Source organism: Micromonospora sp. CNB394 (assembly GCF_000374985.1).
Classification (GTDB): Bacteria; Actinomycetota; Actinomycetes; order Mycobacteriales; family Micromonosporaceae; genus Micromonospora; species Micromonospora marina.
In genome coordinates, this window is record NZ_KB895825.1 from 181,101 (window position 1) to 196,833 (window position 15,733).

At 74.5% G+C, this 15,733-nt stretch carries 8 protein-coding genes; 3 read left to right on the forward strand and 5 right to left on the reverse strand.

Annotated features, from left to right (window positions below; all coding sequences use genetic code 11):
• Positions 1-70: 70 nt before the first annotated feature.
• Positions 71-1,327: a hypothetical protein gene (locus C569_RS0100720; RefSeq protein ID WP_018783900.1), complete on the forward strand. Its 1,257-nt coding sequence runs from the start codon at positions 71-73 to the stop codon at positions 1,325-1,327.
• A gap of 57 nt (positions 1,328-1,384) precedes the next feature.
• On the opposite strand, the gene C569_RS0100725 is transcribed toward C569_RS0100720, so the two are convergent.
• The 3 genes from C569_RS0100725 to C569_RS0100735 all read right to left on the reverse strand — a co-directional run bounded on the left by C569_RS0100725 (position 1,385) and on the right by C569_RS0100735 (position 4,491).
• Complete coding sequence (locus C569_RS0100725) at positions 1,385-2,185, reverse strand: ABC transporter permease (protein WP_018783901.1); 801 nt, start codon at positions 2,183-2,185, stop codon at positions 1,385-1,387.
• Positions 2,182-3,168 (reverse strand): daunorubicin resistance protein DrrA family ABC transporter ATP-binding protein, encoded by a 987-nt coding sequence (locus tag C569_RS0100730; RefSeq protein WP_018783902.1) that lies wholly within the window; start codon positions 3,166-3,168, stop codon positions 2,182-2,184. Before C569_RS0100730 ends, C569_RS0100725 begins: the two co-directional genes overlap by 4 nt.
• Positions 3,169-3,252: 84 nt before the next feature.
• Positions 3,253-4,491 carry a cytochrome P450 gene (locus C569_RS0100735; RefSeq protein ID WP_026267553.1) on the reverse strand — a complete coding sequence of 413 codons (1,239 nt, stop codon included), beginning with the start codon at positions 4,489-4,491 and terminating at the stop codon, positions 3,253-3,255.
• Positions 4,492-4,686: 195 nt separating this feature from the next.
• Between C569_RS0100735 and bioA the strand changes: the two genes are divergently transcribed.
• A complete protein-coding gene (gene bioA, locus C569_RS0100740) occupies positions 4,687-6,048 on the forward strand; it encodes an adenosylmethionine--8-amino-7-oxononanoate transaminase (protein WP_018783904.1) in 1,362 nt (453 codons plus the stop codon).
• Positions 6,049-6,112: 64 nt separating this feature from the next.
• On the opposite strand, the gene C569_RS0100745 is transcribed toward bioA, so the two are convergent.
• Positions 6,113-6,850: a thioesterase II family protein gene (locus tag C569_RS0100745; RefSeq protein ID WP_018783905.1), complete on the reverse strand. Its 738-nt coding sequence runs from the start codon at positions 6,848-6,850 to the stop codon at positions 6,113-6,115.
• Positions 6,847-13,332, reverse strand: a complete 6,486-nt coding sequence (locus C569_RS0100750; RefSeq protein ID WP_018783906.1) for a non-ribosomal peptide synthetase — start codon at positions 13,330-13,332, stop codon at positions 6,847-6,849. Before C569_RS0100750 ends, C569_RS0100745 begins: the two co-directional genes overlap by 4 nt.
• A gap of 112 nt (positions 13,333-13,444) precedes the next feature.
• On the opposite strand from C569_RS0100750, the gene fabD reads away from it, so the two are divergent.
• Positions 13,445-15,703 carry an ACP S-malonyltransferase gene (fabD, locus tag C569_RS0100755; RefSeq protein WP_036344932.1) on the forward strand — a complete coding sequence of 753 codons (2,259 nt, stop codon included), beginning with the start codon at positions 13,445-13,447 and terminating at the stop codon, positions 15,701-15,703.
• Positions 15,704-15,733 lie beyond the last annotated feature (30 nt).

Here is a 15,733-nt window from a genome sequence, read left to right on the forward strand (position 1 = left end):
GGGGCGGGGGCCGGTTACCGGACCCCCGCCCCTGCGCCCAGTCCCGCACCGTCAGAGGAGAGGTCCCACAGTGACCGATTTCGCCCTCGACGCACCGGTCCTGGTCCGGCCGTACACCGCCCGCAGGGACGGTGACTTCGCCGTGATCGGGGACGACAGTCGTCAGGTCTACCTGTCCATCCCGGCCGAGGGCCTCGACCTGCTGGAGTGGCTGCGCGACGGTGCCACGGTCGGTGCGGCCGTCCGCCGCTTCGAGGCGACGCACGAGGCGTCGCCGGACGCCGACGCGTTCCTCCAGGCGCTGGCCGACGAGGGGTTCCTCGCCCCGGCCGGCGTACCGGATCCGCCGCCGGAGGCCGGCCCGCGCCGGCCGCGACGCGGCGGGCATCTGGAGTGGCTGTCCCCCCGGGCCGCGCGGCGCCTGCTGAGCCGGCCGGTGCTCGCCGTCTGCGCGGTGATCGTCGGAGTCGCGGTCGGGATGGCCGTCGACCGGCCGGGGCTGGTGCCCGGACCGTCCAGCCTCATGTTCCACTCCCACTTCTGGGCCTACCTGCTGGTCGTCCTGGGCATCGCGGTGGTCGGCGTGTGGCTGCACGAGCTGGCCCACGTCGTGGGGGCACGCGCCGCCGGCACGTCGGCCCGGATGACGGTCGGCAACCAGATGTACGCCATCGTCGCGCAGACCGACCTGTCCGGGATGTGGATGGCGTCCAAGCGGGAACGTTTCGTCGCGGTGCTGGTCGGGCCGCTCGTCGACGTGATCGGCGCGGCGCTGCTGTTCATCACGTTGTGGCTGAACGACGCCGGTGTCCTCGGCCTGCCGGAGCCGGTACGGCTGGTGGTGGCCGGCGTGCTGTTCACCTCGTTCATCCGGCTGCTCTGGCAGACGTTCCTGTTCCTGCGCACCGACTTCTACTACCTGATCACGACGGCGCTGGACACCCGCAGCCTGATGGCCGACACCGGCGCCTACCTGCGCAACCTCGTCCGGCGGGTGCTGCGCCGCCGGCTCATCGACCAGTCCGGGGTCGGGCGCGGCGAGATGCGCACCATCCGGATCTACGCGGTGGTCTGGGTGCTGGGCCGCGTGGTGGCCCTGGCCGTCCTGTTCACCGCGACGATCCCGCTGCTGTGGTTCTACCTGGTCCGGGTCGTCGGCTTCTTCCGCGGTGACGAGATGACCGGCCAGTTCACCTGGGCGGACGTGCTCGCGCTGGCGATGCTGTCGTTCCTGCTCGACGGCGGCGGCACCCTGATGTGGCTGCGGTCGCTGCGGCGTTCCAGCCGGCTGCGCCGCCGCGCGCCGGACCGCGTCCTGGTGGAGTAGGCCCTCACCGACGACGACTCCGCCCGCACGCCGAGGGCGCGGGCGGAGTCGTCGTTCTCAGCGCCCGGCGGACCTGCGGAACTGGGCGATCGCCAGGGGGATCGACAGGGCCAGCAGCGCGCCGATCCACAGCCCGGAGGCGGCGACCGGGTGTTGCAGCGGCCAGACGTCCGGCGCGGTGGCCGGGTCGACGTTGCCGAACTGGACCCGGACCGCCTGGACGATCGCCGAGACCGGGTTCCACTCGGCGACCGGTTGCAGGACCCCCGGCATCGAGTCGATCGGCACGTAGGCGTTGGAGAGGAAGCCCAGCGGGATGGCGATGGTGAAGCCGGTGCTGCTGACCGCCTCCGGCGCCCGGGACGCCAGTCCCACGACGGCCATCAGCCACGACAGCGCGTACGCGAACGCCAGCAGGATCAGGAAACCCAGTGCCGCCTCCGGCAGCGACGTGCGGCTGCGCCACCCGACGACCAGGCCGAGCAGCGCGGTGACGGTGATGACCACGCCGCTGTTGACCAGGTCGCTCGTGGTGCGGCCGACGAGCACCGCGGACCGGGAGATGGGCATCGACATGAGCCGGTCGACGATGCCGTTGCGCAGGTCGGCGGCGATCGCGGTGCCGGTGTTGACGGCGCCGAAGAGGACCGCCTGGACGAAGATGCCGCCGAGCAGGTACTCGCGGTACGGCACCCCCTGCACGTCGATCGCGCCGCCGACGATGAAGCCGAACAGCAGCGTCATCATCGCCGGCGCGATGGCCGCGTTGAGCAGCATCTCGGGTACGCGCAGGATCATCCGCAGGTTGCGCTTGGCGACGACGACGCCCTCACCGAAGGCCAGTACGACGGCGTTCACTGCTTCTCCTCCACGGTCTCCTTGACGGGCTCGTCACCGGTGCGCGGGCCGGGGCCGCCGGTGAGGGCGAGGAAGACGTCGTCCAGCGTCGCGGTGCGCAGCGCGGCGTCCCGGACCGGTATGCCGGCCTGGCGCAGCAGCCGCACGCCGGCCAGCAGCGTGTCCACACCGTCACCGGCCGGCACGGAGATCCGGCCGGCGGCCTCGTCCACACTCGCCGGACCGGTGCCGAGCGAGGTGAGCACCGCCTGCGCGGCGGTCAGGTCGGCGTCCGGCCCGACCGTGATCTCCAGGCTGGTGCCGGAGACCCGTCGCTTCAGCTCGTCCGGCGTGCCGTCGGCGACCACCCGGCCGTGGTCGATCACCACGATCTGGTCGGCCAGCCGGTCGGCCTCCTCGAGGTACTGCGTGGTCAGCAGCAGCGTCATGCCGCCGGAGACCAGCTCGCCGATGGTGTCCCAGAGCGCCGTCCGGCTCCGGGTGTCCAGGCCGGTGGTCGGCTCGTCCAGGAACAGCACCCGGGGCGTACGGATCAGCGCGGCGGCCAGGTCGAGGCGCCGGCGCATGCCGCCGGAGTACTCCTTCGCCCGGCGCCCGGCGGCGTCCACGAGGTCGAAGCGTTGCAGCAGCTCGTCGGCCCGCTGCCGGCTCCGCCGGGAGCCCAGGTGCAGCAGCCGGCCCAGCATCTCCAGGTTCTCGAACCCGGAGAGGTTCTCGTCGACGGCGGCGTGCTGCCCGGACAGGCTGATCACCCGGCGTACCTCGGCGGCCTGGGTGACCACGTCGAATCCGGCCACCTCGGCCCGGCCGCCGGTCGGGGTGAGCAGTGTGGTGAGCAGCCGGACGGCGGTGCTCTTGCCCGCGCCGTTCGGCCCGAGGATCCCGGTGATCGTGCCCTCCGGCGCCACCAGGTCCAGGCCGTCCAGCGCGGTCACCTTGTCGAACTGTCTGCGTAGTCCGTCAGCGACGATGGCGTTCGCCACGTCGTCTCCTCCCTCTGCGGTTCGGTCGGGATACGCACCGGCCGGCCGGCCGAACCGCAGTGGGAGCCGGTCGCGCCGGCCCGGTCAGAACTCGACCGTGAGCGCGGTCAGCCCGCGCAGCGTGAGGCCGGGCCGCCAGGGCGTCTCGTCGAGGCTCTGCGCCGGGCGCAGGTCGGGCATCCGGGCGATCAGCGTGGTGATGGCGACCTGCCCCTCGACGCGGGCCAGCGGCGCGCCCAGGCACATGTGGGCGCCCCGGCCGAACGCGAGATGCCGGTTGGCGGTTCGTTCGATGTCGAGCCGGTCCGGCTCCGGGTAGCGGCCCGGATCGCGGTCGGCGGCCGCGAGGACCCCGATGACCATCTCGCCGCGGCTGATCGGCACGCCGCCGATCTCGGTGTCCTCGGCGGCGAACCGCGGGAAGCTGATCTCGATCGGGCCGTGGTAGCGCAGCATCTCCTCGACGGCGCCCGGCGCCAGTTCGGGCTTGTCGCGCAGCAGCCGCAACTGGTCGGGATTGCGGAACAGCGCCAGGACCATGTTGCCGATCAGGTGCTGGGTGGTGCCGAGACCGCCGACCACGAGCAGCGCCACCATCTTCAGCAGCTCGTCGTCGCTCATCCGCTCGCCGTCGGCCTCGGCCAGGGCCATCCCGGAGATGAGGTCGTCGCCGGGCTCGGCGCGCTTGCGCTGGATCAGCGCGTCCAGGTAGCGCACGAACTCCTCGATCTCCGCCATCACCTCGGCCGGGCTCATGCCCTGCGGCGCGGACTGCGCGGAGGTCGGGTCCAGCGACAGCAGCAGCTCCGACCAGAGCCGGAACCGGTCCCGGTCGGCGCGGGGGATGCCCAGCATGTCGGACATGACGGTGAGCGGCAGCGGCACCGCGAAGTCCTCGACCAGGTCGAAGGTCCGTTCCTCGCGGTCGAGCAGCCCGTCGACCAGCTGGTCGGTGATCTGCTGGACGCCGGGGCGCAGCCGTTCGACGTACTGCGGTGTGAACGCCTGCTGCACCAGCCGGCGCTGCCGCGTGTGCTCGGGCGGGTCGACGCTGCCCATGCTGCCGCCGAGCAGCCGTACCACGGCCTCGGGCAGCGCCGGCGCCTCCATGCCCTCGGGCATCACGGTCGGGCTGGTCTTGAACCGGTGGTAGTCGGTGAGGAAGCTGGTGCACTCGTCGTAGCCGGTGACCAGCCAGACGTCCTGGCCGGTGGGCATCCGGACCCGGGAGACCGGGTTGGTGTCGCGGAGGGCGGCGTAGGTGTCGTAGGCCATCTCCCGTGCGGCTGGTGACATCAGGTCCGGTTGTTCGGAGGTCGTCACGGCGGCGTCCCCTCTCCAGCGTTCGGCCGCACCGGTCGGCGCCGGCTCCGGATGAGCATTTCCGGGCCTCGGCGACACCTCTGCTCAGAGTTGAGCACCGGCCACCCTGCGCACTACTGCGCAGACGTCACCGGCCCTGTTCCGGTGGACTGCGTGCTGTTGTCCTGGTTCCCTTCGATGACGGAGCGCCGACGCATGGACCTCGAAACCACGGAGACCGAACGCCTGCGCACGCTGGACCAGCAGCGCGTGTGGCACCCGTACACCCCCACCGACGCCTACCTCAACGCCAAGCCCCTGGTGATCACCCACGGCGAGGGTGTCTACCTGGTGGACAGCGACGGCAACCGCTATCTCGACGCGGGCTCCTCGCTGGGCGTCAACATCCACGGCCACCAGCGTCGGGAACTGAACGAGGCGCTGGCCGCGCAGGCGGCGAAGATCGCGCACACCACGCTCTACGGCATGACCCACCCGGGCGCCGCGGAGCTCGCCGACCGGCTGGTCCGGCTCGCCCCGGAGGGCATCGACAAGGTGCTGTTCCTGGAGTCCGGCTCCAGCGCCGTGGAGACGGCGATGAAGATGGCGTACTCCTACTGGGTCTTCAAGGGATCGCCGCAGCGCAACAAGTTCGTGTCCATGGGCGGGGCCTTCCACGGCGACACCATCGGCGCGCTGTCGGTGGGCCAGATGACGATCCTGAAGAACTTCTACCAGCCGCTGCTGCGCGAGACCAGCTCGTTCGCCCAGCCGTACGCGTACCGCTGCGGGCTGTGCCACAACAACTGCAACCTGGCCTGCGCGGACACGCTGGAGGAGGTGCTGGAGCGCGAAGGCGACGAGGTGGCCGCCGTGCTCGTCGAGCCGCGCGTGCAGAACGTCAGCGGCATGATCGTGGCCCGCGACGGTCACCTGGCCCGGGTCGCCGAGATCGCCCGCCGGTACGGCGTCCTGCTCATCGCCGACGAGCTGGGTGTGGGCTTCGGCCGTACCGGCCCGATGTTCGCCTGCCAGGCCGACGGGGTGTCGCCCGACATCCTGTGCGTCGGCAAGGGCCTGACCGGCGGGTACATGCCGTTGACGGCGACGATGGCGTCGAAGGAGGTGTTCGACGCGTTCCGCGGTGACGGCAAGATGCTGCTGTCCGGGCACACGTTCTCCGGTAACCCGCTCGCCGTCGCCGTGGCGCTGGCGAGCCTGGACCTGTTCGAGAAGGACGACCTGATCCGGCACGGCCAGGCGCAGGCCGTGGTCCTGGCCGAGGAACTGGACAAGTTCCGCAGCGTGGCGCACGTCGGCGACGTCCGGCAGTGCGGCCTGCTGGCCGCCGTCGAGCTGGTGGCCGACGTGGAGACCCGCGAGCCGTTCCCGATGGAGCTGGGCGTCGCGACGCGCATCACCGAGCGGTGCCGGGAACTCGGCATGATCATCCACTCGGCGCCGAGCGACACCATCGTGATCGTGCCGCCGCTGGTGATGACCGAGGAGGAACTGCGCACGATGGCGCGGATCCTGCTCCAGGCGACCCAGGAGGTCGTGGCCTCGCTGCCAGCCTGAGGAACGGAGAAACGGGAACGGGACGGGCGCAGGGCCCGTCCCGTTCCGTCGTCTCCGGACCGGCTCAGGACCGTACGGCGAGATCGGCCAGCAGCGCCTCGGCCAGCTCGGCGGGCGGACCGGCCAGGTAGAAGTGCCCGCCGCTGAACACCCGCAGGCTGAAGCCGGCCGACGTGACATCGGCCCAGGAACGCATCTCCACCACGTCGACCTCCGGGTCGGCGTCGCCGGTGAACGCCGACACGGGACAGCGCAGCGGCGGGCCGGGCAACTGCCGGTACGTCTCGTTGACCGCGAAGTCGGCGCGCAGCCCCGGCAGGAACAACGCCATCAGGTCGTGTCGCCGCAGCACCTCGTCCGGCGTGCCACCGAGCGCCGCTACCGCCGGCAGGAACTCGTCCGCGCCGAGCGTGTGCCGGTCCGGCCGGCGGGCCGGCAGGTGCGGCGCGCGCCGGCCGGAGACGAACAGCCGTGCCGGGCCGCCCGCCCCGGCGGACAGCCGCCGGGCGGTCTCGTAGGCGACCACCGCGCCCATGCTGTGCCCGAACAACGCGTAGGGGCGGTCCGCGTGCGCGCCGATCGCCGCGGCCAGCGGCGGCACGAGACTGTCGATGCTGGTGTGCGGTGCCTCCCGCAGGCGGGACTCCCGGCCGGGCAGCACGACGGGGCAGACACCCAGGTACGGCTCCAGCGCGGCGCGCCACGGCCGGAAGAACGAGCCGCCGCCCCCGGCGTGCGGGACGCAGTACAGCAGCATCGGGGCGTCCGGGTCGGCCGGGCTCTTGATCCACGGGTTGCTCATCGTTCCTCCTCGTCGGACCGCAGCACCACGTGCCCCACCGTGCCGGTCGCGCCGACGGCGGTGACGAGCGCGCGCAGCGGGCCGCCGGTCCACGGCTCGGACCGGTGCACGAACCGCACCGGAAGCGCGTCGAGGTCGACGAGCGGGTGGGGCGCCTCCGCCAGCAGGGTCGGTACGAGCCGGCGGTGCCGCAGTTGGAGGAGCACCTTGGTCAGCTGCGCGAGCCCTGATGCGGCCTCCGCGTGGCCCAGGTTCGGCTTGAGGGTGCCGATCGGCACGCGTACCCCCTCGGGCGCGGCGGCGGCCAGGAACCGGCCCACGGCCTCGATCTCGGCGGCGTCGGACAGGGCGGCCCCGGAGGCCGCGCACTCGACGTACCCGATGTCGGCGGCGGTGAGCCCGGCCCGGCGGACCGTCTCGGCGAGCGAGCCGGCGAGGGTGGCCGCGTCGGGCGTGCCGAACCGGCTCGTCGCGCCGCTGTGCCCCACCCAGGTGCCCTCCACCACGGCGTCGACACGGTCGCGGTCCCGGCGCGCGTCGCCGAGCCGACGCAGCAGCACGGCACCGGCACCCTCGCCCGGCGACCAGCCGCCGGCGGCGGCGTCCAGTGCCGGGTGCGGCGTCTCGGCGACCAGGCCCAGCCCGCGCAGCACCGCCGCGTGGTACGGATGTGCCAGCAGGTTGACCGCGCCGACCAGGGCGGCGTCGCAGTCGCCCCGGTCGAGGCTCTCGGCCGCCTGGCGCAGGGCGGTGAGCGCGGAGGAACAGGAGGTGTCCACGGCGACGCTCGGGCCGCGGAAGTCGAAGGCGTGGGAGATCCGGTTGGCGATCTCGGACCCGGTGCCGGAGATCCGGGCCGGGTCGCCGTCGCGCCACCGGTCGGTGCCGGCGAGGCGGTGGTCGTGCCACATCACGCCGACGAAGACACCGACCCGGCCGAGGGACGCCGGGGTGTGGCCGGCGTCCTCCAGGCACGCCCACACCACTTCGAGCAGCACGCGTACCTGCGGGTCGAGGACGGCGGCCTCGGCCGGCGTGATCCCGAAGACCATGCTGTCGAACGTCTCCAGGCCGGACAGGTAGCCGCCGGCCGGTCCGTCTCCCCGCCCGGGCGGGGGCGGCGTGATCGCGCAGTGGCCGGCGTCGAGGTTGCGCCAGAGCGTCGGGACGTCGTCCGCGCCGGGGTAGCGGCCGGCCACCCCGACCACGGCGATCTCGCGCGGCCCGGCGGCGGGTGTGTCGGCCTCGTCGTCGCGCGTCACCGGGCCGCACAGGAACGCCTGCTGGAACACGTGGTCGTCGTCCAGCCGCAACGCGGCGCGGACCGGCGCCTCGGCGACCGCGCCGACCGGGCACAACCCCAGCCCGTGGTCGGCCTGGGCGCCCATCAGCACCTGACCGAGGTAGCCGGCCTCCAGCGCGAGGTACCGCTCGGCGTCGTCGCCGTACAGCGGGCGGATCGCCCGCGCCTGCCCGACGAGGAGCAGCTGGAACGCCGCCCGGTCGTACACCGGCCGGTTGTAGACGAAGTGCGCGGTGCGGTCCAGGGCGGTTCCGTCGCCGACCCGGCGCAGCGCGTGTTCGTCGGGGTGGTGGTAGTAGACGCCGGCCGGCAGCCCGGTGACCCGGTCGCCGGGCACGTGGACGTAGACCTGCACGCCGTAGGTGTCGCCGGCCGACGGGTACAGCCGCCGCGTGCGGTCGCCGTCGGCCAGCGGGCGCAGCAGGCTCAGCAGGCCCGCCACGGTGGGCAGCGGCACCTGCCGGTCGAGGAAGTCGCGGCGCGAGGCCCGCCGCCGGTACCGCCGCCGCGCCGGGCGTTCCCCGGGCAGCGGTACGGCCTCGCCGTCGTCGCGCAGGTCGAACCGGGCCGCGGCGAAGGCGGACCGCTCGGCGGGGGAGAGCACGTCGACGGTGCGCGGCGGCGGCGCGGTGGCCGGGGGCGCGCCCGCGGGCACCGGTTCGGGCGGGCCGGGCGACAGGTGCGCGGCGATGCCGTCGATCGTCGGGTGCTCCAGCAGCGCCGCCACCGGCACCCGGGTGCCGAGACGCTCGTGCATCCGGGCCGAGACCTGAACCATGGTGAACGACGTGGCGCCCTGGTCCCACAGGTCGGCCGCCGGGTCGACGGTCTCGCCGAGCAGGTCGGCGAACAGGTCCGTGAGGACCTGACGGACGCCCGGCGCGGGCGGGGCGTCCGCCGGTTCCGGCGGCGCGACCGGTGTGTGTGCGGCGTCCGGCGGGACCGGCGGCAGCGGCCACGGCAGCCCGGCGCGGTCCAGCTTGCCGTTGTCGGTGGCGGGGAACTGCTCCAGCACCGCCAGGTGGCTCGGCACCATGTAGTCCGGCAGCGTCTCGGCGACGAAGGCCCGCAGGTCGCGGACGGCCGGAGCGACGCCACCGGAGGACAGCAGGTACGCCACCAGCTTGCGTTCGCCGCCCTCCTCGCGGGTCACCACCACCGCGTCCTTGACGCCCGGATGGCCGCGTAGCCGGTGCTCGATCTCGCCGAGTTCGACCCGGAACCCGCGGATCTTCACCTGGTGGTCGGCCCGGCCCAGGAAGGTCAGGTTGCCGTCCGGCAGGAACGCCGCCCGGTCGCCGGTGCGGTACATCCGGTCTCCGGGTGGCCCGAACGGGCACGGCACGAACCGGTCCTCGGTGAGGTCCGGCCGGTTGTGGTAGCCGGCGCTGAGCACCTCCCCGGCGATGTAGAGGTCGCCCTCGACGCCGGGCCGGCACGGGCGCCGGTCGTCGTCCAGGACGTAGTAGCGGGCGTTGTCGATGGGCCGGCCGTAGGGGATGCTGCGCCACCCGGGGTCGACCGTCCCGACGCGGTACCAGTTCGACCACACGGTGGCCTCGGTCGCCCCGCCGAGGTTGACGATCTCGGCGGCGGTGAAGCAGGCCCGCAGCTCGCCCGGCAGGGACAGCGGCGTGTGGTCACCGCTGAGGAACACCAGCCGCAGGCCGGTCGTGCCGGGCCCGCCGCGGTGCGCGGCGGCCAGCGGTACGACGTGCGCCAGTGTGGTCGGCGCGGAGTTCCAGAACGTGACCGGCTCCCGCAGCAGGACGTCCAGCAGCAGCGCCGGATCCTTCTGCTGCTCGGAGTCGGCGACGTAGATCGAGGCGCCGTACCCGAGCAGCCCGAGGATGTCGAACACGGACAGGTCGAAGCCGAGCGACGTCACGCACAGCCCGGTGTCCTGCGGTCCGAAGCGGAACGTCCGGCGCGCCCAGTGCAGGAGGTTGTGCACGGCCCGGTGGGTGACCGCGACGCCCTTGGGCCGGCCGGTGCTGCCGGAGGTGAAGATGACGTACGCGAGGTCGTCCTCGCCGGTGCACGGTTCCGGGTCCGGTACGGCCGCCGAGCCGACCCGGTCGGCGTGCACCACGGCGATCCCCTCCGGCCGGCCCGGCGCCGGCAGGTCCAGGTCGCTCGTCGTGACGAGCGCGACCGCGCCCCCGTCGGCGAGCATCAGCGCGGCCCGGGCCGGTGGCAGCGACGGCTCCACCGGCAGGTAGGCGCCACCGGCCTTGAGCACGCCGTACACGGCGGCGACCATGAGCGGCCCCCGGGCGAGGCTGATCCCGACCACCGATCCGGCACCGACGCCCGCGGCGCGCAGCCGGACTGCGATCCGGTTCGCCACCGCGTTCAGCTCACCGAAGGACGTGGTCCCGCCGCGCCCGCGTACGGCGACCGCCTCGGGCCGGGCCTGGGCCTGGGCCTCGAACAGCAGGTGCACCGGCCCGGCGTGCGGGAATTCGACGGCGGTGTCGTTCCACCCGTACACGACGTCGCTGCGGTCGGCCAGTTCGGCCAGCGCCGACCGGTACGCGTCGAAGATCCGGTCCAGGTCGTCGTCGCCGATCGCGTCCTCGGTGGCGTCCCAGAACAGCCGCAGCGTGCCGTCGCCCTCGTCGATCGCGATGCAGTCCAGCGCCACGTCGGGCGTGCACGTCAGCCACGGGCCGGCGCGCACGCCGTCGGGCAGCGGCACGTCGCCGAGCTCGAGCAGCCCGGTGCACACGACCGGGTAGCCGGCGCCGCCGTCGCGCATCCGCCGCAGCACCAGCCGCCGCAGCTCGGCCAGGCCCGACGCGCCGTCGGCCGCCGCGTCGGCGGTGATCTGCCGGTCGTAGCGCTCGGCGAGGTCGAGCAGGCCCTCGCCCGGTTCGCCGGCGGCCAGCCAGCTCAGCGCGGTCAGCTCGGCGGGCCGGAACGGCTCGGACCGCGGCGTCCAGCGCACCAGCGGCACCGCGAAGCGGTCGTGGTGGCAGGTGCCGAGCGCGGTGGTGAGCGCGGCCATGAGCAGCGCGTCGAGGGCGAGGCCGCGTTCCCGGGCCAGCCGCCGGATGCGCGTCCAGCCCGGCACCCGGGCGGTACGCCGCCGTCGCGGCCCGGTGCGTGCCTCGATCGGCGGGCCGGGCGGAAGGTCGGCCAGGCGGTCCTGCCAGTACCGGCGGGCGTGCGGGTCCGGTGCCGCCTGCGGCGCGCGGGGCGGCCCGGCCACCGGCGTGCCCGGCTCGGCGTAGCGGCGCATCAGCTCGCGCAGCAGCAGGTGGATGCTGCGGCCGTCGGCCACCAGCAGGTCCAGCGCCACGTGCACGGTCGCCGCGCCGGCCTCGTCCACCTGGACGCGCAGCTCACCCTGGGGGAGCCGGCCGAGCGGGAAGGCGCGCCCCACCATGTCCCGCTGCACCGCGTCGCACGACGGCCCGCCGGGCCCGGTCACCGGGATGTGCCACCGGTCCGGCACGTCCTCGCGGGTGACCAGCCGTCCGTCCGGGGTGACGACGGTCCGCAGCGGCTCGTGCGCGGCGAGCAGGCCCAGCCACGCCGCCTCCAGCCGGGGCAGGTCGAGCCGGTCGACGGCGAAGGCGTGCACCACCTGGCAGCCGCTCCACGGCCCGGTGCCGCCCGTGGTCCGGGCCACGAAGTACGCCTGCTGGAGGTCGTTGAGGGGCCGGCCGGCGTCGTCGGGCACGGGCCGCAGCCAGCGCAGCGTGTTGACGAACCAGGCGAAGGTCGCGGCGACCACGCCCGGACCGAAGGCGTCCGGCGCCACGTCCCACCGCACGCGCAGCTCCCCGTCACGTTCGCCGATCTGCGCGTCGAGCGTGACGCCGGAGGTCTGGCTGACCGCGTACCGGCCGTCGGCGCCGGTCCCGCCCACGTCGAGCAGGCTGGTGAACACCACCGGCAGCTGCGCCGGGACCGGCAGCCGGCGGGACCGCAGCTCGCGGAGCGCGGCCACGCCGGGCACGTCGGCGTGTTCGAGGTCGCGGCGCAGCCGGTCGTGGACCGCCCGGGCGGCCTCGGCGAACGGCCGCCCGGTCGCCGACTCGGCGACGAACACGGTGGTCGAGGTGAACGGCCCGGGCACAGCGGCCGCCTCGGCGGGCAGCCAGAGCCGGCTGTTCGTGGTGAGCACGAGCGAGAACGCCGTGTCGGCGCCGGCCCGCCGCAGCGCCTCGGTGAAGGCGGTGAGCGCCACAGCGGTCGGGGACACGCCGAGGTCGGCCGCGTACGCGGTCACCGCGGCCCACTCGCGCCGCGTCAGCGCCGCCGTGTACGGCACCCGGACCGGGCCGGGCTGCGCGCCGGCGGTGGGCAGGGCGGGGCCGGGCGGCAGGTCGCGCAGCGCGGCGGCCCAGTACTCCAGGCCGGCGCGGTACCCGTGGCCGTCGCGGTGGGCGGCGAGCGCCACGCCGAGGTCGCGCAGCGCGGCGCCGGGGGCGGGCAGCTCGTGCCCCGGGTCGTCGTGGAGCGCCCGGAGCTGCTCGACCATCAGCTCCAGCCCGGCGCCGTCGACGATCGCCGCGTCGACGCTGAGGTGCAGCACGCCGCCGCCGTCCGCGGCACGGGTCACCTCGACCGTCCACAGCGGCTCGTCGGCCGATCCGTAGGCGTGGTGGGAGAGACGTCGGCGTGCGTCCTCGGCGTCGGCGCCGACCGGCATGGTCCAGTCCGGCGGCCGCTCGGCCACCCGCTGGCGCCCGTCGGGGGTCAGCACGAGCCGCAGCGCCTCGTGGTGCCCGACCAGCCGCCCCCACGCCGCGCGCAGGCGGTCCACGTCCAGCTCGGGGATGTCGTACTCGCGGTAGAGGTGGCAGCCGGGCAGGCCGGTCGCCTTGGCCAGCAGGTACCCTTCCTGGAGCGGGGTGAGCGGGAACGGCTCGTGCCGCCGTGCCGGCTCGGGGCGTACCTCGGGACGCAGCCCCGCACCGGCGGGCGCGGCGTGGGCGGCCAGCTCGGCCAGCTCCCGGGCGGTGGCGCAGCGGCGCAGGGCGTCGGTCGGCAGCTCGGTGCCGAACGCGGCGCCGACCTCCAGCAGCAGCCGCGCGGCGGCGAGGGAACCGAGCCCCAGATCGCCCAGGGGCGTGTCGGCGTCGGCGGTGACCCCGGCGGGCAGCACGCCCGACAGGACGTCCAGGACGATCTCGACGCGGTCCGGGATGGCGGTCTGCTCGTTCATACGCTCCCCGCTCCGAAGGCCGGCCTTCGCCGCAACCTAAGCGGCGCCGGACCGGGCGTGCTGCTCAACTCTGGGCAGCACGCCCGGTCCGGCGGGCCGGACAGTCCAAGACGTGTCCTCACGACCGAAGTCCGCCTGGGTGTTCCCGGGGCAGGGCGCGCAGCGCCGGGGCATGGGCGGAGACCTGTTCGACCGCTTCCCGGCCGAGTGCGCCGCCGCCGACCGGATCATCGGCGTACCGGTGGCCCGGCTGTGCCGCGACGACACCCTGCTCGGCGACACCCGGTACGCGCAGCCCGCGCTGTTCGTCGTCGGCGCGCTGGCCTACCTGGCGGCGCGCGACGAGCAGCCGCCGCCGGACTACCTCGCCGGGCACAGCCTCGGCGAGTACGCGGCGCTGTTCGCAGCCGGCTGCCTGGACTTCGAGGAGGCGCTGCGCCTGGTGTGCCGCCGCGGCGAGATCATGGCGCGGGCGGCCGGCGGCGGCATGCTCGCCGTCGTCGGACAACGCATGGACCGGCTGCCCGGGGTGCTCGCCGCCGCCGGTGTCGACGACGTGGACGTGGCCAACGACAACGCCGACGGCCAGGTGACGCTCTCCGGCCCGCGCGAGTCGCTGTCGGCGGCGGCGCGGGCGGTCACCGCCGCCGGTCTGGGCCGCTGCGTCCCGCTGCCGGTGGCCGCCGCGTTCCACTCGCGGTACATGCGCGCCGCGGCGGGCGAGTTCGCCGAGGTGCTGGCGCAGGTCCGGTTCGCACCGCCGCGGGTGCCGGTGATCTCCAACGTGACCGCCCGGCCGCACGACCCGCTGCTGCTGCCCGACCTGCTCGCCGTGCAGCTGCGCCGCCCGGTGCGGTGGCGCGAGACAATGGCGTACCTGGTCGGCCGCGGTGTGCGCACGGTACGTGAGCTGGGGCCGGGCCGGGTGTTGACGGACCTGTTCCGCCCGGTGCTCGCCGCGGGGCCGGCCGTGCCGGCCGGGCCGGACGGGCGCGACCCGGGACCGGCGGCGCTCGGCTGCCAGCGCTTCCGCGCCGACTACGGCGTCACGTGGTCCTACCTCGCCGGCTCGATGTACCGCGGGATCAGCTCGGTGGCGATGGTCGCCCGCCTGGGCAAGGCGGGCCTGCTCGGCTTCTTCGGCGCGGGCGGCTTCCGCCGCGACGAGGTCGAGGCGGTCCTGCGCTCGCTCACGGCTGATCCCGGTCCGGGCCGCTTCGGCATGAACCTGCTGGCGATGCCGGACAACCCGGCGCTGGAGTCGGCGCTGGCGGAGCTGTACGTCCGGCACGACGTCCGCTACGTCGAGGCGGCCGGGTACACCGCTGTCACAGCGGCCCTGGTGCGGTTCCGCTTCGCCGGCGCGCACCTGAGCGCCGACGGCACCCCGGTCGCCGTCCGGCACGTCGTGGCGAAGGTGTCCCGGCCCGAGGTCGCGGCCGCGTTCCTGGCCCCGCCGCCGGCGGCGATGCTCGCCGCCCTGGTGGCCGAGGGTGCGCTGTCCGCCGGGGAGGCCGCCGCGGCGGCGCGGCTGCCGGTGAGCGGTGACCTGTGCGCCGAGGCCGACTCGGCCGGGCACACCGACGCGCGGTCCGCGCTCACCCTCGTGCCGGACCTCGCCCTGCTGCGCGACGCGGAGATGCTCCGGCACCGCTACCCGGAGCGGATCCGGGTCGGCGCCGCGGGCGGGCTGGGCACCCCGGAGGCGGTCGCCGCGGCGTTCGTGCTCGGCGCCGATTTCGTGGTCACCGGTTCGATCAACCAGGCGACTCCCGAGGCCGGGACGTCACCCGAGGTCAAGGACCTGCTGGCGCGCGCCGGGATCCAGGACACCGCGTACGCGCCGGCCGGTGACACGTTCGAGTTCGGTTCCCGCGTGCAGGTGCTGCGCCGCGGCACGATGTTCGCGGCGCGGGCCACCCAGCTGCTCCAGCTCTACCACCGCTACGACACCTGGGACGAGGTGCCCGCCGCGATCCGCGACGCCGTGGAGCGGACCACCTTCCGCCGGTCGTTCGCGCAGGTGTGGCGGGAGACCGAGCGGCACTACCGGGCCACCGGCCGGGCCGCGGAGGTGGAGCGGGCCGGCCCGCGACGGCGGATGGCCCTGGCGTTCAAGTGGTACTTCGCCCGCGCCACGGAGGTGGCGCTGCGCGGCGACATCACCGAACGAGCGAACTTCCAGATCCACACCGGACCGGCGATCGGCGCCTTCAACAGGTACGTGCGCGGCACCGAACTGGCCGACTGGCGGCTGCGGCACGTCGACGTGATCGCCGAACTGCTGATGCGCGGGGCGGCCGACGTCCTGCGCCGGCACTGTCCGCCCGTGGCCATTAGTGAGCAGAGCGGCTGCTCCGATGCTGACTAGCGTGTCCGGGCGCCCACCGAACCAGCCGAA

Excerpts from the sequence above, each read along its gene's own strand:
- bioA (WP_018783904.1), top strand. The coding sequence starts at position 4,687 with ATGGACCTCGAAACCACGGAGACCGAACGCCTGCGCACGCTGGACCAG.
- C569_RS0100745 (WP_018783905.1), bottom strand. The coding sequence starts at position 6,850 with ATGAGCAACCCGTGGATCAAGAGCCCGGCCGACCCGGACGCCCCGATG.
- C569_RS0100750 (WP_018783906.1), bottom strand. The coding sequence starts at position 13,332 with ATGAACGAGCAGACCGCCATCCCGGACCGCGTCGAGATCGTCCTGGAC.